Here is a 22,088-nt window from a genome sequence, read left to right as displayed (position 1 = left end):
GCAGTATCCTCCATCCCAATTGATTACTTCAGTTCCGCAACTGAGACCACATTAATACTACTCATATCAGCAGCGGGTTTGATGTACACCTCAGTAGCTAAACCGCTGCTATTTTTCTTCGTATCAACAACTTTACCAACATATAATCCCTTGGGTGTAACGCCACCTAACCCTGAGGTTGTCACTAAAGTGCCTTTTGAAATCTTAGCTTTTGACGTGACCTGTCCCATCACAATTTCATTTGTTTCTTTATCAAAACTTGTAACGATCCCATTAACCGAATTTCCAGTTTCATCTTGCACTTGAATTGCGAAGCGGTTTGCTGAGTCACTACTATCACTAATTAGTTCAACCTTACTGGTCGAATAGCTAGCTTCGATTACTCGTCCAACCAGACCTTCACCTGCCACTACGGATTGGTTTTTCTTAATGCCAGATAAAGTTCCTTTATTGATCACTACAATGTTCTGCCAAGAAGAAGGCGCACGTGAAATAACAGTAGCCGCAACTAATTTATAGTCAGTCATTGTTTTCTTCAAACTTACTTGTTGCTTTAACTGTTTATTTTCTTGTTTTAAAGCTTGATCTCGTGAACGCACTGCTTCTAGCTGATCCACTTTTCCTTTTAATCGTTCATTTTCTTGATAAGTATTAATCATCGAGTTTAATGCTTTTGAAGTGTTACTAATCGCATTCATTGGATAAGCAACTACTCGATCAACCACTGCAACTGCATCATTACCCACTTTTTGGATAATTGGTGTCGTAGACTTTTTTCGAGTCGTTACAGATAGGGTCACTAAACCAACCGCGATAATCACACAGATTACAGCGATTACTAACTTTCGATTCGAAAAAAACTTTTGCATGGATAGACCCTCCGAAGATTATTTGGATACATAATGACGCTTAAACACAATCTGTATTATACCACAGAAAAAAACACCTTAGAATATTGTTCTGCACCATTTAACACACCTTAAGAAATTAAATTACGCTGATTTTTCAAGGCTTAAATTAAATGTTGTTCCGCAAAACTATAATAATTATCACTACCAGTAATTATATGGTCCAACACTTCAATGCCCATTAAGATGCCACATTCCTTTAGACGTTTAGTAAATTTAATATCCTGTTTAGAGGGGCTAATTTCTCCACTTGGATGGTTGTGCGTAACCATAATTTTATTGGTTCCCACTCTTAAAGCCTCAAAAAAGATTTCCCGTGGGTGAACCGTTGCAGAGTTTAAGCTTCCTTTAAAAATTACCTTTTCAAAAATAATCTTATTCTTGGTATTTAAACATAGCAATATAAGCTGCTCTTGCCGATATCTGCGCTGAATACTGATAAGCTTTTCACCAATTTGGCGACTACCAAAAATCTCACCAACTATCTTTTGCGGAGCTAATTCAATTCTTCGGCCCAGTTCAACTGCCGCCAAAAACTGCCGATTAACTTCTGGATAATCAGAAAAAATCGTCTTTTTTTCTGAATTATATAATAACGAAAATAACGACAAATCCGGCACTGCATCCCAAAATTGGCCAATCTCATCAGCAATTTTATTTACACCAATCTGATTTTGCAAAAAAATTTGTAGCAATTCCTCGTTCGTAAATTGATTCATTTCATCATACTCTTTACGAGACTCTGTAATCTGTCTAAACTTTTCCATCCTATTCACTCTCCCCTAAAAGAAAGTACGCATAGATTGAATTATTCCACGAATAATTTACGAACATCTGAAATGAAGTACAGCGACCCAGTAATTAAAAGAAGATCATCACTCGACATTTCACGAGTTGCGTGCGCAATAGCCAGTTGCCAATTCTCCTCTGTTTGAATCGGGTTCACCGTTTTAACACTAGTTTTCAACTCTACCAAACTTGCAGCGTGCCGCTTTCCTGGCCCTTCAAAAGTTGTGGCAATGATGTGGACATTGTTTAATTCTCCGAGAATTTGAATCATTTTATGAAATTGCTTATCCTCTAGGATGGCAATAACAACATAGATATCCATTTGTTTAAAATGGGTGGCCAAAAGATTTGTCAGTCCTTGCATAGCTGGTTCATTATGAGCGCCGTCCAGAACAACCAGAGGCCGGTCATTTACGTGTTCAAATCTGCCAGCCCAAAATGCCTTGTCCAAACCATTTTTAACATTTTTTTCAAGAACCGGAATGCTTTTTTGTCCCATAAATATTAAGTACGCTTGGACGGCCGTCGCTGCGTTGTTAATCTGATAATCCCCTAGCATTCGGATTCGTAATTCCTTAAATTGAAATGTATCAGTCGCGAAGTTAAATCGTTGAGACCATAAATCCTGATATTGTCGTTTGCTAACTTGGTAATCACGATCAAAACATAACAAAGGACTGTGCTCTCTTGAAGCGACTTTCTCAATTGCGTTTAAAGCTTCTTCATCCATTTTGCCAATCACTGCTGGAATTCCTTTTTTGATAATTCCTGCTTTTTGTGTCGCAATTTCTGTTAACGTATTACCTAATAATTTCATGTGATCAAAACCAATATTCGTAATCACAGAGACTGCTGGCATCACCACATTTGTTGAATCAAATAAGCCACCAATGCCAACCTCCACCAGCACGATATCGGCATGTCCTTCTGAAAAATAAGTAAACATCATGGCAGTTATAATTTCAAACTCAGTAGGCCCACCTTCGGGTAACTGCTCATCTAGTTGCATAATTACAGGATATAATTTCTGGACTAGTCTTAAGATTTCTGAATCGGCAATTGGCTGACCATCCACACTAATGCGTTCATTGAAACGTACTAAAAACGGTGATGTAAACGTGCCGACTTTATAGCCGGTTTCTTGAAGTATTCCTCGCAAAAAAGTCAGCGTTGAACCCTTACCATTTGTACCAGCAATATGAATAGCTGTGATTTTGTCTTGCGGATTTCCAAGCACTTTCATAAAGGTACGCATTCGTTTTAAGGTCGGAATTTTTTTAAATTTTGTTCTTCCATGAATAAATGACACTGCTTCTTCATAAGTACTTATTTCTGCCATTTTAATACCTCCTGAAAAATAAAAAAGAGACCGAACAAACGGTTAAGTTTTGATCGCGTCTCTTTTTTTAAAAATTTCTTAGTACAACCCTACTCTGCGTTTTGGACTGTTTCCAGTCTTTCCTGAGTTGCTGCCAATTTAGATTGATAATCGGCTTGTTTTTGACGTTCGCTTTCAACAACGTCATCAGGAGCATTAGCAACAAAGCGTTCGTTGCTTAGTTTTTTGACAGAGCGGTTAACTTCGTTCATATACTTTTCGACTTCTTTTTGAAGACGAGCGGCCTCTTCTTTTAGATCAACTAATTCTGCTAAAGGAATATAAACCTCAGCATCCGTAATCACAGCTGACATTGCTAACTTAGGAATGTCTAAATTAGCACCCACTTCAAACTTAGCTGGATGACAGAACCGTTCAATATAGTCCTGATTATTTTCAAATAAAGCCTTCAAATTAGCGTTATCGGTCTTTACAAGCAGATCTACAGAACTAGACATTGGTGCATTTGCATCAGCGCGAATATTGCGGACCGCTTTGATTAGATCAATCAAATGCCCCATATCGTCTTCAGCTTTAGCATTACTCATTTCCTCATGCACAGTTGGATAAGCAGCTGTCACAATTGATTTACCTTTGTGTGGCATTGCTTGCCAAAGTTCTTCGGTTACGAATGGCATAATTGGGTGCAAAAGTCGTAACGTTTGATCTAAAATATAAGCCAAAATATTTCGTGTGTTTGCTTTGGCCGTTTCATCATCACCCGTCAAAACCTCTTTACTCATTTCGATATACCAATCACAGAAATCATCCCAAATAAAGGTATAAAGGGCACGACCGGCTTCACCGAATTCATACGTATCAAAGAAATGCGTAACTTGTTGAACTGTAGTATTCAAACGACTCAAAATCCACCTGTCAGTTAGGTTCCATTCTTTTTCATCAGGAAGGACAGGTTCAGTCATTTCACCCAGATTCATAATAACGTAACGGCTGGCATTCCAAATTTTATTAATAAAGTTCCAGGCAGCATCCATCTTATCGTAACTAAACCGAATATCCTGTCCAGCTGTTGATCCCTGTGACAGGAACCAACGTAAGGCGTCTGCCCCGTATTTATCAATCACATCCATTGGATCAATTCCATTGCCCACCGATTTACTCATTTTACGACCTTGTTCATCACGAATCAGGCCATGCAATAAGACGTCCTTAAATGGTGCTTTTCCGGTAAACTCAAGACTTTGGAAAATCATTCTAGAAACCCAGAAGAAAATAATATCATAACCAGTTACTAGTGTACTTGTTGGGAAATAGCGTTTATAATCCGGTGCATCCTCATCTGGCCAACCCATCGTTGAAAATGGCCAAAGAGCACTAGAGAACCAAGTATCCAAGACATCGGAATCCTGTTCCCAATTTTCGATATCTTTAGGAGCTGTTTCACCAACGTAAGTTTCACCAGTCTCCTTGTTATACCACGCTGGAATCTGATGACCCCACCACAACTGACGAGAAATAACCCAGTCATGCGCATTTTCCATCCACTGCGTAAAGGTATGTTCAAACCGTTCTGGAACAAAGTTAATTTTTTGATCGGATTTTTGGTTATCCAAAGCTAATTTGGATAAATCTTTCATTTTAACGAACCATTGCGTAGATAAACGAGCTTCAACTTGCACACCAGTCCGTTCTGAATGGCCAACACTATGCACAATTGGATCAATCGATATTAAATAACCTTGATCATCTAAATCTTTCACCATTGCTTTACGTGCAGTAAAACGATCCATCCCTTCGTACTTACCGGCGTTACTATTCATTGTAGCGTCTTCATTCATTGTATTAATTCGTGCCAAGTCATGACGATTACCGACATTAAAATCGTTAGGGTCATGAGCAGGCGTAATTTTTACCATTCCAGTCCCAAATTCTGGATCTACATATTGGTCAGCAATAATGGGAATATGACGCCCTTGCAAAGGCAAAACGAGCTCTTTACCAACAAGATCTTTATAACGTTCGTCACTCGGATGAACCGCAACAGCCGTATCACCCATCATGGTTTCGGGCCGAGTAGTCGCAATTTCGATGTAATGTTTGCCATTGAATGTATCATCAGGATTAACAAATGGATATTTTACATGATAAAAAGCACCCTTGTCATCCTTATGAATAACCTCAATATCAGAAAGGGCTGTTCTAGCTTGTGGATCCCAGTTGATAATATACTCACCACGATAAATCAGGCCTTTATTATACAAAGTAACAAAAACTTTGCGAACTGCTTTAGAGAGCCCTTCATCAAGGGTAAAGCGTTCACGCGCATAGTCTAGGGACAGACCCATTTTTGCCCACTGCTTATGAATAACATCAGCATATTCATCTTTCCATTCCCATACTTGTTTAATGAACTTTTCACGACCTAAATCGTACCGAGTAATCCCTTGTTCTCGCAATTTAGCTTCAACTTTAGCCTGTGTGGCAATTCCGGCGTGATCCATTCCGGGCATCCATAAAGTATCATATCCTTGCATCCGTTTTTGCCGAATTAACATGTCTTGTAAAGTTGTATCCCAAGCATGGCCCAGATGCAATTTTCCTGTCACATTTGGCGGTGGAATAACAATTGAATATGGTTTAGCTTTTTTATCGCCGCTTGGCTTAAACAGTCCTTGGTCTAACCATTGTTGGTACTTTCCCTGCTCAACAGCCTTGGGATCATACTTAGTTGACATTTCTTTTTTTTCTGTCATTGTATCGTCCTTTCTACACAAAAAAACATACCCATCCTTAACAAAAGGACGAATATGTTTCGCGGTACCACCTAATTTGGGTATTTAACCCCACTCAGTTTTTTCTTAACGGAATTAAAAAATTTCCGGCTACTCTTACTAACTATTTCAGAATAGCAGCTCACAATCTACAAGGTCTCTCGTTGAAAACTCTCAGCTTACATTTTCTCTCTGTTTTAACTCAAGATTCCCCTATTGTTCTTTGCCTGTATAAGCATTTTAGCCAATAATTACGAATTAGTCAACATCGGTCGCATATTTTTTCACAACTTCTAAAGCTTCAATATAATTTGGTTCGTCATGAATTTCTGGCACAATTTGACGATACACAATTTTACCTTCAGCATCAATTATGAAAATTGATCGTGCTAAGAAGCCATCATTTGGAATATAAAGATTCATCTCATAGCCTAAAGACAACTCTTCATCCGATAAAACTTCCAAATTTTGAACGCCTTCAGCTGCACACCATGCTTTTTGTTCAGCAATTGAATTATTTGAAACCGTCACAAAACGAACGGATGGATAATGATCTGCTTGCTGATTGAATTTTTTTGTTTCAATTTTGCAAACGCGGGTATTTAAATCCGGAACTGTACTAATTAATGTTGGTTTACCGATGAAATCTTTAGTCTTAATTTTTTGATTTTCACCGTTAAATAATTTGAACTTAGGTAATGGTTCACCAACTTCAGGAGGATTACCAACAAGGGCAACCTTTTCTCCGCCATTTAAAACATCCACACTCATCACTCCTCAAATTTCGTAAATTGACTATCAAAAGATTAAGTTAAACATAACCCATTCGAGAAAAACAATCAATCAAAAAAAGCTAATTTTAAAGCAATTCTGCAAAAACATCTTCATTCTTGTTTAAGAAGTTTTGATCTGGCTTAATTTCACTTACTTGAATTCCATCAAGAGCCTCTTGCATTAAGGCATCAACATCAATTCGCTTTTCATAATAACGAGTCCGCTCAGTATCTGGTCTTGTTTTTGGTGCTGGTGGTGCAAAAATTGTACAACAATCTTCAAATGGCAAAATCGATAAATCATAAGTACCAATCTCTTTTGCTTGTTTAATAATTTCAGTTTTGTCTAAAGAGACCACTGGGCGCAAAATTGGCATATTGGTCACATCATTTATGGCTTCCATACTCTCCATTGTCTGGGAAGCAACTTGGCCTAATGATTCCCCATTAAAAATTGCCTTTCCCCCACGCTTCTTCGCAATTGCCACAGCAATTCTCAACATCATCCGGCGTTGAACGGTCATCAAGTAACCCTCTGGCACTTTTTCTTTAATTTCTTCTTGAATTTTTGTAAATGGTACCTGAATGAATTGTAAGCTTCCTGAATAAGCAGCTAATTTGGAGGTTAACTCCTTGGCCTTGGCCAGTGCTTGTTCACTTGTGTATGGCGGACTAAAGAAATGAACCATTTCCATATCCACACCACGTTTCATCCCCAGATAGCTAGCAACTGGAGAATCAATCCCGCCAGACAGCATCATCATTCCTTTGCCTGCGGTTCCAACTGGCAATCCACCAGCACCTTGAATCGTCTCACTAGAAAGAAACACACCGTTATTTCTCACTTCGACTCGTAAAATCAAGTCTGGTTGATGCATTTTAACTATTGCTTTGGGAAAATGGTCTAACACAAATCCTCCTAAATCATCATTAAGCGTATTTGTGTCCATTTCGAAATTATGATCTGAACGGCGTGTATTAATTTTAAACGTCATCCCAGGTTTTAACTGTTCATTCATCATTTCCAACACGCCATTATGAATGGCCTCAAGGTTTCGCTCTACTTTGAGGGCTGGAGAAAAATTTTGAATTCCAAAAACTTGTTTTAAACGTTCAATAACGGCTGCTGAATCTTCACCATTTAAGGTAACGTGCGTACGATCACGCTTAGGATAAATTTCAAGATTCGGAAAGTTATGAAGGCTCTTGCGGATATTTCCACCCAAGCGGCTAACAAAATCTTTTTGATTTTTCCCCTTTGTGGACAGTTCGCCGTAACGAACCATGATTTCTGAATACTGCATATTGTGAGTAGCTCCTTTTCAATTTCATCAATGGTTATTTTGCTCTCGCAAAATCCTATCTTCAACACGGATGTCCATCCGATCTACGCCATTATCATGGCTTGTCGGACTGGCTCCTTTTCAATTTCAACGGCTATTTTGCTCTCGCAAAATCCTATTTTCAACACGGATGTCCATCCGATCTACGCCATTACCATGGCTTGTCGGACTGGCCCTTTTCATTCCTATTAACCCTTATTCAGCTTCGAAAACTCTGCATACAATTTATCAAATACTCGATTAAATTCCTGAGCCTCTACCACCGTATTATCAGCATCCAAACTTACTCGAATTGCACTTGTGGCAATATCTTCAGGTGTTTTCATTGCAGCGAGTGTGCTAGATTCAACCTGTTTTTTGGAAGAACAAGCACTCGTTGTTGAAATGAAAATATTGTTTTTTTCGAACGCATGCACAACTGTTTCGCCCCGAACTCCTTTAATTGCAAAACAAAGAATATGAGGTGCAAAACCGTCATTTCGATGACTAAACATTGTGACGTTTTCAAATTTGCTCACATGATCATAAATTGCTTCTTTAACCGTTTGTTGCTGTTGAACATTTTTCTTCTCATCTTGGAGAAGGAGGCGCAATGCTTTTGCCATTCCAGCAATAGCAGGCAAGTTTTCTGTGCCACTCCGTTGATTCTTTTCCTGACCACCACCGGTCATTAATGGCGCTATGCGACGGCCTTCACGTGCGTAAATAAAACCAATTCCCCGTGGCGCATGAAATTTATGTCCTGAAAAGGTAATAAAATCAACCCGATCATTAAAAATCTGAGATTGAAGCCCTTTTCCGATACCTTGCACAGCATCAATATGAAAATGAATCTTTGGATATTTTTTTAAGACTTCCGCCGCTTCTTGAATTGGTTGCAAAGTTCCTATTTCGTTATTCACAGCCATGATTGAAACCAGGATTGTATCCGGTCTAATGGCATCCTTTAAATCTTGAATAGAAATACGGCCCTCTTTGTCCACGGGTAAATAAGTAATCTCGTAGCCTAACTGTTTAAGCTGTTCCATACTGTTAGTAATTGCAGGATGTTCAACTGCCGTCGTAATCAGGTGCTTACCAAAAGCACGTTTTTCAATAGCAGTTCCCTTCACTACCCAGTTGTCTCCTTCTGTGCCGCCACTTGTAAAAAATATCTCGTGCGGTTTAACATTTAAGAGATCAGCAATTTGTTTTCGTGACTGTTCTAGCAAATTAAATGCAAGTTCACCCATATTGTGTAAACTTGAAGGGTTCCCCCATATTTTTTCACTCACAGTTTGGTAAGTCTGTAAAACTTCAGGAGCAACTTTAGTTGTTGCACTATTATCAAAATAAATCATTCTATTTCTCCCACTATTATTGAGCTTGATGCCCGTCAAAACCATTTCTAATTATAACAATCCATTCAGTGTTGAACAAGATCATTACAACGACCTTATCTATGATACTCAATAACTGGCTTAAACACAAAAAATTCGTATATAACCAACTTAAAACAAAAAAAACGGTAATGAGAATTAAATCTGATTCTCATTACCGTTTTTATTTTTATTTATTCCTAAAACTGGGTACTCTTTTGATTTTGATAACTCTCAGTTAATTTTTCTACCATGCCAGGTTCAACAGCTTCTAATGCCCGACTAATCACACTCAAGCTCTGGGCATAATCATGATCCTCATCAAATAACTTTTGGGCCCGCGTACTGGCATTATCAACGGCTTCATTACTGTGACGATAACGATTCGTGTACTGAATAATCTGTTCGCTCAAGGCCGCATTGTCTGTAAGTTCTGTCGTCTTCTTTGCTAATGACTGCATATCCTTATCAATCATACCTAGTTGCTGATCAATTTGTTTCATATCAATCTTAACTTGATTCATACTTGACGAAAGCTTTTCAATTTCATCACTAACAACAAAAAAGTAATCCATGTAGCTTGGTGAAATTCCAGGCAAATTAAGGTTTTCAATATGTCGCTTTATTTCATGGATCTCTAGGTCAAACTGACGTAATGTTCTTCTAGCATCTTTTTCTTCTTCGATTAATTTTTGAATACTGTCATTAATCGCTGTTTGTTTGGATTCAATATCATCTAACTGATCATTTTCTTCATGCATTCTTTGAAGAATTTCTGAATAAATAACAGGCTGATTCGTAATTGCTTCCGCATCCTGATCATGTTCGTTACGAATATCTTGTAACTGCGTTTCGAGATCATGTGCTTGATCATCTTCGCTACCATTTAAAACGTAGCTTTGGCTTAGACGATCGATTTCAATTAGTAAGGTATGACTTTGCTTTTCAGCATGTTCAATATATTCAGCAATTTTTTGAAAGCCACTGTCAACATCGGTACGTGCATCGATTTCAGTCTGCATAACATCATAAAGATTATCAATTCGATTGGAAATAGTTTCGTTATTGCCTTTTACGGCATCCAAACGTAAATTGCCAAGTGTGTCCAGGTTTTCAGCAATCTTTTGAGAAATGTCATCTATATCATCAGGGATTTTTTCATCAGAGAACGCATAATTATGGTTAATTAGCTGGGTATACGCATTTTTGATTTCGTCCAACTGACCAGGAAAGTTCTCATTTAATTGAATGTATAGATCTGGAATTGCGGTTAATTCACTCTCTAAATTCTTTGTATTACTTTGTAATTGTTGTAACTGTCCTTCAGCTTTTTTATGATCGCCACTTTCAACAGTTTGCGCAAAATTTTCAAAAGCACTTTCCAAACGTTGCAAGTTATCATTTAACATATCAATGCTTGGTCCATAGGTCATATTTTTGGCTAAAAGTGTCTTTCTTAATTCTTGATACTTGTGACGTAAGACTTTCACTTCATTTTGTTGGTCTTCACTCTCCTGCTTGATTTGATCCAAAGCAGCCTGAATTCGATCTGATTCAGATTGAATAACTTGAATAGCATCTTTAACTCCCGCAACATCAGAGCGCGCATCAAAGATCTTCATGTCATTCACATTTTGTTGTCCAGTTTCAGCTAACTCATCAATTTCAGGAAACTTGTTATTCTTGACGTTACGATAATCATCTTGCAGATTTTGGTATTCTTCTAAGGAAGAACCCGCCAAATTTAAGTTGCCAACTTCATCAAGATCACTTGCAACGGGTAAATCCATTAAATCATTTTTCTTATTTAAAAGATCCGTGATTTGTTTTAATAAATATCGCTGATAGAGAACAATTCCTACATATATAAGAATTGCGACCACGATTATACCAATTAATACACCCAACATGAGAACCCCATCCTTTTACGTCATTTTTCATTTAAAAATGAATTTTGTTGCTTTCTTGTTTTTTTCAATATAAAATAAGACCCAAGTTAAATTATAGCATAGGATTTCGCTGTTTCACTATGTGATTTTTATATTTCTAGTTCAATATGGAGGAATTTCTCATGACACAAAAAACACTTTCGTTAATGAATCAACAGTTAGACGCTCTTTTATATGGTGAAACTAATTTAATCGCTAACATGTCCAACGCGACCGCCCTCTTAAAATCTAGTTACTCAGATATTAATTGGGCCGGATTTTATCAATATGATAAATCAGCTGATGAGTTAGTCCTCGGACCCTTCCAAGGAAACGTAGCCTGCATGCACATTGCCAATGGTAGTGGTGTATGTGGGACAGCCATCTCAACTGAAGAAGTTCAACGCGTAGCTAACGTCCATGAATTCGCTGGTCACATTGCCTGCGACAGCGCTAGCAACTCTGAAATTGTCATTCCATTGATCAAAGATGGTAAGAAAATTGGCGTTTTAGATATTGACTCCCAATCTTTGGACCGTTTTTCGGCTGATAATCAAGAAGAATTAGAAAGTTTTGCTGCTGTCTTCTTGTCTCACGTTGACATGCCTGCTTAACTTGTTGTAAACTGTTCATTGTGTAAAATAATGCAGCGGCGAGTGGTAAGCTCGTCAACAGACTGGTGCCATTTATTTGGTTCAATTAGTAACCTGCGGCTGCAAAGGTGAGAATTGCAAAACAGTCTGCACGAATACTAAACTCGCAATCGGATTATTTTACTCCAACAAAAATATTGGAGGATATACTTTATGTCTCGTTATACAGGTCCAAGTTGGAAAATTTCTCGCCGCTTAGGTATTTCTTTAAGTGGTACTGGTAAAGAATTAGCTCGTCGCCCATATGCACCTGGTGATCACGGCCAAAACAATCGTCGTAACATTTCAGAGTATGGTCAACAACTTCACGAAAAACAAAAGTTGCGTATGATGTACGGTTTAACTGAACGTCAATTCTCAAACTTATTCAAACGTGCTGGTAAGATCAATGAAGGTAAACATGGTGTTAACTTCATGATTATGCTCGAACGTCGTCTTGATAACGTTGTTTATCGTTTAGGTTTGGCTACAACTCGTCGTCAAGCACGTCAGTTAGTTAACCATGGTCATATCACGGTTGATGGCAAACGTGTTGACATCCCTTCTTATGAAGTTGAAGTTGGACAAGTTGTTAGTGTTCGTGAAAAATCAAAAGATTTGAAGATTATTGGCGAAGCTGTTGAAGCTGTTGTTGGTCGTCCTCAATTCGTTCAATTTGATGCTGATAAGTTGGAAGGTTCATTAACTCGTCTCCCAGAACGTGACGAATTAGAAGCTGATATCGACGAATCATTAATCGTTGAATACTACAACAAACTTTAATTTTTCAATTATGGTTTGTTTAAAAAAAGCATTCGGAATTTTTCCGAACGCTTTTTTATTTGTCCCAGATTTCTGTCAGAGACTGAATAGTTTTGTTGATAAAATCTGTAATTTCTTGCTTATTCATTAAACGTAACTCTTCTTTTGAAATCCACCGACCAATCAAAAATTCAGATTGTTTTTTATTCTCATAGCTAGACAGTAGATTCTTGTAATTCGTACTGGTTAACTGCATCTGGTTTTTGGTCATGTGATTATTTGATAACACAAACACTTGCCCTAATTGAAGAAAACTACTTTGCGTTTGTTTTAACTTTCCAATTATCTCTTTACGCTCTTTAATGTTGGTTTCAAAGGCCAGCCACACAAATAACCGGTCATCCCAAACTCCCACTTCATAATGCGGAATCATTTTATAACCCCGCTTTCGTTCGGCAAACGCTACCCAAGTATTCATTGGCGGATTAATATGACGCCGCGCGTGTTTGGCTATAAAGGCACGATATTCATGTCCATCTTGATTTAAAATAGGCATAACTTGCTGCCCAATTTCTTCAAAATACGGATCAACCTGTTCACGAATTAATGCAAGGCGTTTTTCTACATCTGACTCATCAAAAACAGAAAATAACTGATCACTAAACATTTCTAGTCTCCCACTTTCCTTGTGTTCCTTTAAACTTAATACAAGATTGAATCTCCCCAAAATGCTATACTTATTATACTATCTAGAAAGGATTGTGAGCGCAATGACTAATAATTCCAATGACGTTAATACACGTCTACAAGATGCTACTCATGGCACCCCCAAGCTCAATCCGGATGAGCAACGCAAATATCTGGGAACTTTTAGAGAGCGTGTCGCCATAACCATGTCAGTTGGGCAAATTAAATCAACCCAATACCAAGATACATTTATCCAGGAGCTTAAAAAACATCCTGATTACCAATTATTAATTAACGGTAATGTCTCGCAGGAATTGATAGGCCCTTATATGAAGGTGGCCAGTCAGATTTCTTTAAAGTTTACGATAAAAACTGATGATATATACACAACTACCGACGAAGGATTAGCTTTGGTTCTAGCCGCAAAAGAATCAATAAATATTCAGGATGTAGACGTTGCTAGTTTCCAACCATCAAAAGCAGCAGACGACAAACCAGAAAAATCAGAATCTTTGTTAGATAAATTGAAAAATAGTTTTCTTAAATAGGAGTTTATCATGCAACAACCTTTAGCGTACCGAATGCGTCCTAAAAAAATTGAAGATGTCGTGGGCCAACAACAATTAGTTGGCTCGGGCAAAATAATCTCACGAATGGTCAAAGCAAAATTACTTTCTTCGATGATCTTATATGGACCACCAGGCACTGGGAAAACTAGTATTGCCAGCGCAATTGCTGGCTCTACACAGTATGCTTTTCGTAAACTTAATGCGGCTACAGATTCAAAAAAGGACCTGCAAATTGTGGCTGAAGAAGCAAAAATGAGCGGTACAGTAATTTTACTGCTTGATGAAATACACCGTCTCGATAAAACTAAGCAAGATTTCCTGTTACCTCATCTAGAAAGTGGTCGCATCATTTTAATTGGAGCAACCACTGAGAATCCTTACATTTCAATTAATCCAGCCATTAGAAGTCGAACTCAAATCTTTGAAGTCCATCCTTTAGCAGCTGATGACATTAAACAAGCCATTGATCGTGCGTTAACTGATTCAGAAAATAGCCTTGGAAAATTAAAAGTTACGGTTACAAAACCTGCAATGAATTTTTTGATTCATTCAACTAATGGTGACTTGAGAAGCGCTCTAAATGGTTTAGAACTCGCTGTTAAGTCAACAACGGCCGACAAAAATGGGAGTATCAAAATCTCCCTTGCCATCATTGAAGAATGTTTGCAAAAAAAGGCTCTTACTCAAGATAAAAACGGCGATGCTCATTATGATGTCATTTCTGCCTTCCAAAAATCTATTCGAGGTAGTGATGTTAATGCAGCTCTCCATTACATGGCCCGTCTGGTCGAGGCTGGTGATCTTCCAAGTATCACGCGCCGACTAATGGTTATCGCTTATGAAGACATTGGACTAGACAATCCCTCTGCTTGTGCGCGCACCGTTACTGCTGTGCAGGCTGCGGAAAAGTTAGGCTTTCCAGAGGCCAGAATTCCTTTGGCTGACGCCGTTATCGAACTTTGTTTGTCGCCAAAATCTAATTCCGGAATTTCCGCGATGGATGCCGCTTTGGAAGAGGTAAAAACTGGCAATTATGGTGACATTCCGGCTGATTTAAAAGACGCGCACTACAAAGGTGCTGCTAAGCTTGGACATGGAAATAATTATAAATATGCGCATGCCTACCCAAATGATTGGGTCAAACAACAGTATTTACCAGACAATATAAAATCTGCAAATTACTATGAACCTAAGCAAAATGGTAAATTTGAACAGGCTTTAGGCGCTCAGTATGAGCGTTTGCTTCATGCCCAACGGGATTAATTTGATTACTTAAAAATTGAATTCTTTAATCACTCATGCTAGAATAAGAGTGAAATTTCTTTGGTGTACGCGTTGTTTCATTTATGTACTGCCGTTCAAATAATTTGTATAGGAACTGAGGGTATTTGATGGCATGTAGGCCTTTAATTAGGAAACTTAAAGTCAGATCAATCGGTCCCACCGCTAATATACTTGCGGGCTTTCACTGAGAAACGATTAACGGCACCACAAAGGGTTTCGGGATTAGGACATTACGTGCTAATCCCTTTTTGTTTAGTTTAAATAAATCCATAAAAATCATTCTATTGAGAGGAGGAATGCTCATGATAATTTCAATCCTTATGGTCCTTTTTGCAATCCTATTAGGCACAATTGGTGTTTACCTTTATCGGCATCAGCAACGACCGTTTTTACTCTTCGATCCAACAAACCAGCCTGCCCTTCAAGAGCTTTTACGCATTGGCGGCATTGCTCTTTGCTTAATGGCAATTGTTGCTTTTGTCGTAGCCTGGACGCATGTAATTATCTTAATCTGCATTATCTTACTCCTTGGCTGTTTTACATCCACTGGTATTTTGCTGGGTTTAACCCATTTTATGCCTTAGCAAAAAAGAAAACGCTCTTTTTTCTTTTTATTTTAGTGAATTTAACGTAAAATGAAGTTATAAAGTTGGAGAGGTGATTTATATGACACAACAATATAAACATATTTTGGTTCCAGTAGATGGATCACAAGAAGCTGAATTGGCTTTTGAAAAAGCCGTGGCTGTGGCCAGACGAAACGACGGTGCCGAATTACATTTGGTGCACGTTGTCGATACCCGTGCTTTTCAAAACATTTCGAGCTTTGATACAGCCATGGTAGAACAAGTCACAGAAACAGCAAAGACAACCCTTGATAAATATATTTCAGAAGCAAAAGATAAGGGTTTGCAAAACGTTGACTATTCGATTGAATACGGCGCACCAAAAGTTGTGATCGCAAACGACATGCCTAAACAGTTGCACACCGATCTTATTATGATTGGTGCAACCGGTCTGAATGCCGTGGAACGTCTCCTAATTGGCTCAGTAACCGAGTATGTCACCCGAACTGCAATTTGTGACGTCTTGGTTGTGCGATCCGATTTAGAAAACCAACCCGTTAAGCTCACCAAGTAAAATTTTATAAGTAAATAAAGAGTGATCAGCCACTAAAATGGTTGATCACTCTTTATTTACTTATAAAATTGCCAGATCATGATAACGAAAACAAGAAACTTCGTGATCATTTATCAACCCCGCTGCTTGCAAAAAAAGCATATATATTCTTAGGCCCTACGAAAACAAATCCGTCCTGTTTCATTTGGCGAACAACTCGTTTGGCTAACAACATCTGAGCCTCTTCACTATTCATAAAAGTACTTGGACAACGGATTGGCTCGAAATCCACAAAATGCCACATGTAATCCGAAAAAGTCGTAGGCAATTGCGCTACCACATTCGCATTATGAAAAACGGCATGAATCTTCCGTGGATTACGAATTACCGCAGGATCCGCTATTACCTGCTGAATTTCGGTATCCGAATACTCACAAAGACAAAATGGATCAAAACTCGATAAAGTATTCCGCAAACCTTCTCGCCGTTTTAGAACAGTCGACCAATTTAAACCAGCTTGAAAGATTTCTAAAGCAAAACATTCAAATAACTTCTTTGACTCCAAAACGGGAATGCCCCACTCAAGATCGTGATATTGCATTAACTGGGCATTCTTGGTACTCCATAAACAGCGAATCATATTTGGTCCCCTTTCTTGGTATAAATAAGATTCGCCTTTTTACCACAACTCGATTAAATTATTTAGAACTTCATACTGCATGAGTTGCTGCCAATTTTTAGTTTTAAGAATATATTGTAACCGGCTTAGGTGATTAGTAATGATTCCATCTACTCGAAGGGCCAGCATTCGTTTTATTGAAGACGTCCCATCCGCTGGCCAAACAAATACTTGTTTGTGTTTGGCCCAAGCCTGCTGAACAAACTGTCGATTTAGCGTGTGAAACTCCAATGAGTAAAAATTAGCTGAATTCTTAGGAATCCTTGCAATGTTGAATGGTGTAATAATTCCTGTCTTTAATTTTGGACTTTTATCTTTAAGCTGCATCATAAAATCGGCATCAAGCGAATGAACCTTGTCACCGTGTTGTTGCAAACTTTTCCCATAAACCTTGTTAAATCTTTCCACTAAATCCGCGGAATCTCCATGACTTGGCTTAATTTCCACAATTAGTGGTTGATGAATCCGATGAGCTACTTTAAGATACTCGGAAAAGCTACTAACCTTAGTTTGATACCCATTTTCGCGCAATGTGGTGTGCGTTAATTCTTTTAAAGTAAGGTCACTTACGGCCACATTTCTGCCAGCTAAATGTTTTAAATTCGAATCATGCATCGCCACAAACTGATTGTCTTTTGTTTCACGTATATCCATTTCAACATAATCCGGATGCAACCGATGGGTTTTTCTCAAAGCCATCACAGTATTTTGCACACCATTTCGATCGCTTACTCCCCGATGAGAAATCGTAAGCACCTTTAAAGGATGACTATCATTTATATGAATTGAAAAGTAAGCATAGGTTGGCGTGATTAGTAATAAAAGCCCTAATAACGATAATCCAATTTGTTGGATTTGTTTCAGCTCCCATTTTCGATAAACATGGGCTTTTTTTTGAAAAACAGGCACTTTCGAAAGCGGCAAATTTGCATCTGTCACCCACTTATTCAACTCAGACAAAAATCCGGTTGAAAATACCAAAAACCACCAGACAAATAAAAGTTCTGCAAACGAAATTGCCAAAACCATTAACATTATCCCGATTGGAATCGATTGTATCCGTTGATTTAATTGAGATAATCCCCACAATCCAATGCCACCAAAAATAGCAATTGGTATCGAAACACGAATGGCAATTAACAGAATTTTGCCTAACATTTTAACTGCTTTTCGTTTGGTTAACTGCCAACTAAGGCGAATTCCTTGTGTTAAGGAACATCTGCGACTCACCATGGCTGGCAAGGCCAAAATTAAACGTAACGCTACCCAACACAATCCTATATAAAGCAACCCAAATATTGATCCCATTATCCATCGATTGGCAAAAATAAAGTTTTGAAGAGTCATCGTTGTTGGAAGATGCGCAAGAATCACTGTTGAAAAACCAAATCCGCCCAAAGGTATGGTGATCACTGCATAAAACAAAAAATAGGCCACCATCATAAACCAATTTTTTTCAAACAACCGCTTTAATAAATGACGTAAATGTTCAAAACTAACCGGTCGATTTAATTGAAAACCAATAATCATTAGTAAAACTGCCAATAGTCCCGAGAAGAATCCCCAAATAATCGCAATCGCTAAAAGAATTTTTAAAGGAATCAACAGAAAATTCTCTGACAAAAAAAGTGCATGTTCAAGTAAGATGCCAGCAACTACCCCGACCAACACGGTCAAAGTTGTGTAATATAAATTTTCATCTGAGTTAATTATGTATGTAACTAATTGTTTGATGCGTCGATAATCTTGAAAAAAGAACTTTTTCATTTTTGCCCCTCCCCTACGATTTCAATTTTACCACCGCCGTTACGTGAACTAAACGTCCAAATAAAATTTTACCAAATAAAAAGCCGCCAAAAAGGCGGTTTTTATTATTCTGCATCAAGTGGCGTGAAATCATAATGAATCTTTGAACGCCGTTGAAATTCTTCGAACGCTAAATCAATCAGTTGATCAATTAGTTTCTCATAACTAATCCCTGAAACTTCCCATAACTGAGGATATAAACTAATGTTGGTAAATCCTGGCAACGTATTAATTTCGCTCAAGTAAGGTACTTGATCATGATCAACTAGGAAATCAATTCGAGCCAATCCACAACACCCAAGAACTCGAAAGGCATCAAGCGCCATTTGTTGAACTTCTTGAGCAAGCTCTGGCGAAATGCTAGCTGGTAATTCAAAATGAACCCCACTAGCATCCACAAATTTATTGTTATAATCATAGAACGTATCTGACTTAGGAACCACAATTCGACCCACTTTAGAAGCCTTAGGCGCACGATTTCCTAAAATTGAAACCTCAACTTCTTCTGGTTGCTCAATAGATTGCTCGACCAAAACCTTAAAATCATATCGGAAAGCATCATCTAAGCCATCTTCAAATTCCTGTGCATTAGTAGCCTTGTGAATTCCGACTGAAGATCCTTGGTTAGCAGGCTTTAGAAACATAAGCTCGCCCAATAAGTCACGACACACCTCATAGGAATATTCTGTCCGGTTTTCAGGTGTAATGACCACATACTTTGTGTTCCGGATACCATTATGTGTCAAAATCTGTTTCGTTGTATCCTTATCAAACGAGATTGCTGACCCTAAAATACCACTTCCTACGTAAGGCTTCTTCAACAAACGTAAAAGACCTTGAATAGTTCCGTCTTCCCCCAAATTACCATGAATAATTGGAAAATATACGTCAATATCGCGTTGTTCACCTAAGTTTAAAATAGGTGACAACGGATTGCCTTCATCGACCGTTTGAATAGCCTCTTTGACAACCTTTTCTTCTGATTCGCCATCAAAAATTCTTCTTGATGAAGCATCACTTAATAAATAGCCATCCTTGGTAAACATGAACAAACTGATCTCGTAACGATCTTTATCCATTGCATCATAAATGTTATGTGCAGATCGTTTCGAAACATCATGTTCAGATGAATTACCACCAAATAGCAAGCCAACGTGAATCTTTTTTTCCGTCCTCATAAAATCTCATCCTATCATATAGATTTTGTCTTGAATCTAAATTGTACCATGGATTTCTACAGAAAAAAACTTTGATACCCAATTTATTTCGTATTAAAACCGCCTGTCACCACAATTTTTCCGATCATCTTGTTACTTTCTACTAACTCATGCGCTCTTCTTAAGGTTTGTGCATTGATTCCTTTTAAGGTCAGGGTGAGTGTTGACCGCACTTCTTTTTGATCCAGGAGTTTCGCAACTTGATGTAAAATTTTACCTTGTGAATCCATATCATCAGTTTGGTAAATACTTTTGGTAAACATAAACTCCCAAACAAATGTAATGCTCTTTGCCTTCAATAATCCGCCCATTGGTAAAGGCTTCTCATTTTCTACAATCGCTGTAATATAGCCCTCAGGTGCAATTAAGTTAGCAAGCTGGGGCAAATACACGTCAGGTGATTGCAAAATTAATCCAAATTTGATCGTATGCACGTTTTGCGCTTTTAATTGCTCTTCAAGTGATTGATGATAATCCAGCACAATATCTGCGCCCATCTTCTTGACCCATTCCACTGTTTCAGGTCGAGATGCTGTTGTGACAACAGTCAATCCAGCCCATTTTGCTAGCTGAATTGCAATCGATCCGACTCCACCAGCGCCATTAATAATCAAAACCGTTTGCCCACGATTGGCATCCTTTTTGGCAATAAGCGGCATTCGTTCAAACAAGGCTTCCCATGCCGTTAGACTAGTTAACGGCATTGCCGCTGCTTCTTCTCCACTAATTTTCTGTGGTGCATGTGCAACCAAACGGGAATCCACTAACTGATAAGCTTGATTACTTCCTGGACGTTGATTGGTTCCGGCATAATAAACGGAATCTCCAACTGAAAATCCAGTGACTTGATCACCAACTTCTTCAATTGTTCCATATGCATCAAAACCAATGATTGTGGGTTCCTTTGTTTCTGGATGATGTTGGCGGGTTTTTGTATCAACGGGATTAACAGAGACCGCTTCAACTTTTACCAATATATCACGGCCAGTTGCTTTCTGTTGAGGTACTTTTAAATCAATTAAGCTATTTGAATCTTCAATCGGTAATCCTTTGTAAAAACCAATTGCTTGTCTCTGTTCATTCATTGTTTCTTTGCTCCTTTAGAATCGAAAATCATTTTCTTCGTTTAAATAAGTAGTTATTTCTTTTGGCATTTCGGGATTCAAAACCAATGATTGCAACAAATGCTGGCGATTATATAAACGTGTCCACATTTGTTCATCTTCTTTAGTTTGAATCGAAACTAGTTCATGACGCCAATTTTTTAAAATCAATAAAAGAAAATCACTATACAATTTATTTTGCTTTGTTAAATCAGCAATATATCCCGCCAAGCGTTCTGGCTCACCAAAAATTAAAGGAGTACCCAGTTGTTTATACCGGCCAATTAAGACTGTCAGCATTAAAAGTTTATCTGCCCGGACTAAGCTTTTATCGACAGCTAATTCATCTAAAACATTGCCAATGTGCGTGTAGGCGTGTGCCCAGCCGTTTTCACCTACATAACCACGTGTGTCTGTTTCCATTGCAATGTAGGTAAGCAACTGATCAACCAGTGAATTTTTACTCTCATCATCAATAAAATCAGAACCCGCACGATCGATATAAAGTAAAGTCGACAAAAACATCACACTAAATGAGCGCTGAAAAACAGCATCATTTTGCGGTTCTGTAATGTGTGGAAACAAACTTTCATCCCTGATTAAGTATTTAAAAATCATTTTAAGTTGTTTTTTAGATGTAATTTGTTGCTGGATAATATCACTGAATAAAAAATAAATGCCCTTATCTCTAATAAACAAATTTGGTGACCCAATATGTTGAAACAGTTGGGTTAAATCAGAATCACTAATTTCTTCTAATTTGTGTGAACTTAATTGCTCTCTTAGTGATTCAATGAGATCTTGAATACCATCTTGATCGTCCGGTAAAATGACCTCAGTCGGTTCCGTAGGTTTAATGGATTTAATGACATTATCCACTTCAGAAATCAATGACTGATAGATCTCACCACTTTGCAATTTTGCGCGTAGCCCTTGAAGCTGCGTACGAACTGATTCAACTTCTTTCATAGCACCATTCTCCTCGTAAGTAATAACTCATTTTACCACGCCTTAAGATGGA

At 38.1% G+C, this 22,088-nt stretch carries 20 protein-coding genes and 1 other annotated feature; of the genes, 6 read left to right on the top strand and 14 right to left on the bottom strand.

Annotated features, from left to right (window positions below; all coding sequences use genetic code 11):
* Nucleotides 1-23 precede the first annotated feature (23 nt).
* The 8 genes from mreC to ezrA all read right to left on the bottom strand — a co-directional run bounded on the left by mreC (nt 24) and on the right by ezrA (nt 11,191).
* Nucleotides 24-869 carry a rod shape-determining protein MreC gene (mreC, locus tag ACLHK8_RS10070; RefSeq protein ID WP_057772408.1) on the bottom strand — a complete coding sequence of 282 codons (846 nt, stop codon included), beginning with the start codon at nt 867-869 and terminating at the stop codon, nt 24-26.
* A 143-nt stretch (nt 870-1,012) separates the two neighbouring features.
* The gene (gene radC / locus ACLHK8_RS10065) at nt 1,013-1,675 is read right to left on the bottom strand and encodes a RadC family protein (protein WP_063697926.1); all 663 of its coding nucleotides are present in this window, start codon (nt 1,673-1,675) and stop codon (nt 1,013-1,015) included.
* A 41-nt stretch (nt 1,676-1,716) separates the two neighbouring features.
* The gene (locus ACLHK8_RS10060) at nt 1,717-3,036 is read right to left on the bottom strand and encodes a bifunctional folylpolyglutamate synthase/dihydrofolate synthase (protein WP_057772404.1); all 1,320 of its coding nucleotides are present in this window, start codon (nt 3,034-3,036) and stop codon (nt 1,717-1,719) included.
* 89 nt (nt 3,037-3,125) lie between these two features.
* A complete protein-coding gene (locus ACLHK8_RS10055) occupies nt 3,126-5,789 on the bottom strand; it encodes a valine--tRNA ligase (protein WP_057772401.1) in 2,664 nt (887 codons plus the stop codon).
* A gap of 41 nt (nt 5,790-5,830) precedes the next feature.
* Nucleotides 5,831-6,040: a binding site (T-box leader), on the bottom strand.
* 25 nt (nt 6,041-6,065) lie between these two features.
* Nucleotides 6,066-6,572: a peroxiredoxin gene (locus ACLHK8_RS10050; protein ID WP_057772400.1), complete on the bottom strand. Its 507-nt coding sequence runs from the start codon at nt 6,570-6,572 to the stop codon at nt 6,066-6,068.
* 94 nt (nt 6,573-6,666) lie between these two features.
* On the bottom strand, nt 6,667-7,884 hold the full coding sequence (gene thiI, locus ACLHK8_RS10045; protein ID WP_063697931.1) for a tRNA uracil 4-sulfurtransferase ThiI: 1,218 nt from the start codon (nt 7,882-7,884) through the stop codon (nt 6,667-6,669).
* 227 nt (nt 7,885-8,111) lie between these two features.
* Nucleotides 8,112-9,263: a cysteine desulfurase family protein gene (locus ACLHK8_RS10040; protein ID WP_057772396.1), complete on the bottom strand. Its 1,152-nt coding sequence runs from the start codon at nt 9,261-9,263 to the stop codon at nt 8,112-8,114.
* 218 nt (nt 9,264-9,481) lie between these two features.
* Nucleotides 9,482-11,191: a septation ring formation regulator EzrA gene (gene ezrA / locus ACLHK8_RS10035; protein ID WP_057772394.1), complete on the bottom strand. Its 1,710-nt coding sequence runs from the start codon at nt 11,189-11,191 to the stop codon at nt 9,482-9,484.
* 161 nt (nt 11,192-11,352) lie between these two features.
* On the opposite strand from ezrA, the gene ACLHK8_RS10030 reads away from it, so the two are divergent.
* Complete coding sequence (locus tag ACLHK8_RS10030; protein ID WP_057772392.1) at nt 11,353-11,823, top strand: GAF domain-containing protein; 471 nt, start codon at nt 11,353-11,355, stop codon at nt 11,821-11,823.
* Nucleotides 11,824-12,015: 192 nt separating this feature from the next.
* Nucleotides 12,016-12,624 (top strand): 30S ribosomal protein S4, encoded by a 609-nt coding sequence (gene rpsD, locus ACLHK8_RS10025; RefSeq protein ID WP_057772391.1) that lies wholly within the window; start codon nt 12,016-12,018, stop codon nt 12,622-12,624.
* Between the two features lie 55 nt (nt 12,625-12,679).
* On the opposite strand, the gene ACLHK8_RS10020 is transcribed toward rpsD, so the two are convergent.
* On the bottom strand, nt 12,680-13,270 hold the full coding sequence (locus ACLHK8_RS10020) for a DUF1054 family protein (protein ID WP_057772389.1): 591 nt from the start codon (nt 13,268-13,270) through the stop codon (nt 12,680-12,682).
* A 103-nt stretch (nt 13,271-13,373) separates the two neighbouring features.
* Here ACLHK8_RS10020 and ACLHK8_RS10015 point away from each other — a divergent pair, with 103 nt between their 5' ends.
* From ACLHK8_RS10015 to ACLHK8_RS10000, 4 genes are all read left to right on the top strand, one after another.
* Nucleotides 13,374-13,838 carry a YueI family protein gene (locus ACLHK8_RS10015; RefSeq protein ID WP_057772387.1) on the top strand — a complete coding sequence of 155 codons (465 nt, stop codon included), beginning with the start codon at nt 13,374-13,376 and terminating at the stop codon, nt 13,836-13,838.
* A gap of 9 nt (nt 13,839-13,847) precedes the next feature.
* A complete protein-coding gene (locus ACLHK8_RS10010) occupies nt 13,848-15,122 on the top strand; it encodes a replication-associated recombination protein A (protein ID WP_434520326.1) in 1,275 nt (424 codons plus the stop codon).
* Between the two features lie 323 nt (nt 15,123-15,445).
* The gene (locus tag ACLHK8_RS10005) at nt 15,446-15,727 is read left to right on the top strand and encodes a hypothetical protein (protein ID WP_063697933.1); all 282 of its coding nucleotides are present in this window, start codon (nt 15,446-15,448) and stop codon (nt 15,725-15,727) included.
* Between the two features lie 82 nt (nt 15,728-15,809).
* The gene (locus ACLHK8_RS10000) at nt 15,810-16,283 is read left to right on the top strand and encodes a universal stress protein (protein ID WP_057772381.1); all 474 of its coding nucleotides are present in this window, start codon (nt 15,810-15,812) and stop codon (nt 16,281-16,283) included.
* 106 nt (nt 16,284-16,389) lie between these two features.
* On the opposite strand, the gene ACLHK8_RS09995 is transcribed toward ACLHK8_RS10000, so the two are convergent.
* From ACLHK8_RS09995 to ACLHK8_RS09975, 5 genes are all read right to left on the bottom strand, one after another.
* Nucleotides 16,390-16,902, bottom strand: a complete 513-nt coding sequence (locus ACLHK8_RS09995) for a DNA-3-methyladenine glycosylase I (RefSeq protein WP_082854865.1) — start codon at nt 16,900-16,902, stop codon at nt 16,390-16,392.
* A 39-nt stretch (nt 16,903-16,941) separates the two neighbouring features.
* Nucleotides 16,942-18,708 (bottom strand): glycerophosphodiester phosphodiesterase, encoded by a 1,767-nt coding sequence (locus ACLHK8_RS09990; protein WP_063697935.1) that lies wholly within the window; start codon nt 18,706-18,708, stop codon nt 16,942-16,944.
* A gap of 104 nt (nt 18,709-18,812) precedes the next feature.
* Nucleotides 18,813-19,925 (bottom strand): D-alanine--D-alanine ligase family protein, encoded by a 1,113-nt coding sequence (locus tag ACLHK8_RS09985; protein ID WP_057772375.1) that lies wholly within the window; start codon nt 19,923-19,925, stop codon nt 18,813-18,815.
* 83 nt (nt 19,926-20,008) lie between these two features.
* Nucleotides 20,009-21,049, bottom strand: a complete 1,041-nt coding sequence (locus ACLHK8_RS09980) for a zinc-binding alcohol dehydrogenase family protein (RefSeq protein WP_057772373.1) — start codon at nt 21,047-21,049, stop codon at nt 20,009-20,011.
* Between the two features lie 15 nt (nt 21,050-21,064).
* A complete protein-coding gene (locus ACLHK8_RS09975) occupies nt 21,065-22,036 on the bottom strand; it encodes a DUF2785 domain-containing protein (RefSeq protein ID WP_057772371.1) in 972 nt (323 codons plus the stop codon).
* Nucleotides 22,037-22,088: the final 52 nt, after the last annotated feature.

Source organism: Pediococcus sp. M21F004 (assembly GCF_051122535.1).
GTDB classification, from domain to species: Bacteria; Bacillota; Bacilli; order Lactobacillales; family Lactobacillaceae; genus Pediococcus; species Pediococcus inopinatus.
Note: the sequence above shows the minus strand (reverse complement) of the source record. Positions and strands in the feature narration are given on the sequence as shown.

Excerpts from the sequence above, each read along its gene's own strand:
- ACLHK8_RS09975 (WP_057772371.1), bottom strand. The coding sequence starts at position 22,036 with ATGAAAGAAGTTGAATCAGTTCGTACGCAGCTTCAAGGGCTACGCGCA.
- ACLHK8_RS10010 (WP_434520326.1), top strand. The coding sequence starts at position 13,848 with ATGCAACAACCTTTAGCGTACCGAATGCGTCCTAAAAAAATTGAAGAT.
- ACLHK8_RS10005 (WP_063697933.1), top strand. The coding sequence starts at position 15,446 with ATGATAATTTCAATCCTTATGGTCCTTTTTGCAATCCTATTAGGCACA.
- ezrA (WP_057772394.1), bottom strand. The coding sequence starts at position 11,191 with ATGTTGGGTGTATTAATTGGTATAATCGTGGTCGCAATTCTTATATAT.
- ACLHK8_RS09995 (WP_082854865.1), bottom strand. The coding sequence starts at position 16,902 with ATGATTCGCTGTTTATGGAGTACCAAGAATGCCCAGTTAATGCAATAT.
- radC (WP_063697926.1), bottom strand. The coding sequence starts at position 1,675 with ATGGAAAAGTTTAGACAGATTACAGAGTCTCGTAAAGAGTATGATGAA.
- ACLHK8_RS09980 (WP_057772373.1), bottom strand. The coding sequence starts at position 21,049 with ATGAATGAACAGAGACAAGCAATTGGTTTTTACAAAGGATTACCGATT.
- ACLHK8_RS10020 (WP_057772389.1), bottom strand. The coding sequence starts at position 13,270 with ATGTTTAGTGATCAGTTATTTTCTGTTTTTGATGAGTCAGATGTAGAA.
- ACLHK8_RS10030 (WP_057772392.1), top strand. The coding sequence starts at position 11,353 with ATGACACAAAAAACACTTTCGTTAATGAATCAACAGTTAGACGCTCTT.
- mreC (WP_057772408.1), bottom strand. The coding sequence starts at position 869 with ATGCAAAAGTTTTTTTCGAATCGAAAGTTAGTAATCGCTGTAATCTGT.
- ACLHK8_RS10040 (WP_057772396.1), bottom strand. The coding sequence starts at position 9,263 with ATGATTTATTTTGATAATAGTGCAACAACTAAAGTTGCTCCTGAAGTT.
- ACLHK8_RS09990 (WP_063697935.1), bottom strand. The coding sequence starts at position 18,708 with ATGAAAAAGTTCTTTTTTCAAGATTATCGACGCATCAAACAATTAGTT.
- ACLHK8_RS10000 (WP_057772381.1), top strand. The coding sequence starts at position 15,810 with ATGACACAACAATATAAACATATTTTGGTTCCAGTAGATGGATCACAA.
- thiI (WP_063697931.1), bottom strand. The coding sequence starts at position 7,884 with ATGCAGTATTCAGAAATCATGGTTCGTTACGGCGAACTGTCCACAAAG.
- rpsD (WP_057772391.1), top strand. The coding sequence starts at position 12,016 with ATGTCTCGTTATACAGGTCCAAGTTGGAAAATTTCTCGCCGCTTAGGT.
- ACLHK8_RS10055 (WP_057772401.1), bottom strand. The coding sequence starts at position 5,789 with ATGACAGAAAAAAAAGAAATGTCAACTAAGTATGATCCCAAGGCTGTT.
- ACLHK8_RS10015 (WP_057772387.1), top strand. The coding sequence starts at position 13,374 with ATGACTAATAATTCCAATGACGTTAATACACGTCTACAAGATGCTACT.
- ACLHK8_RS10060 (WP_057772404.1), bottom strand. The coding sequence starts at position 3,036 with ATGGCAGAAATAAGTACTTATGAAGAAGCAGTGTCATTTATTCATGGA.
- ACLHK8_RS09985 (WP_057772375.1), bottom strand. The coding sequence starts at position 19,925 with ATGAGGACGGAAAAAAAGATTCACGTTGGCTTGCTATTTGGTGGTAAT.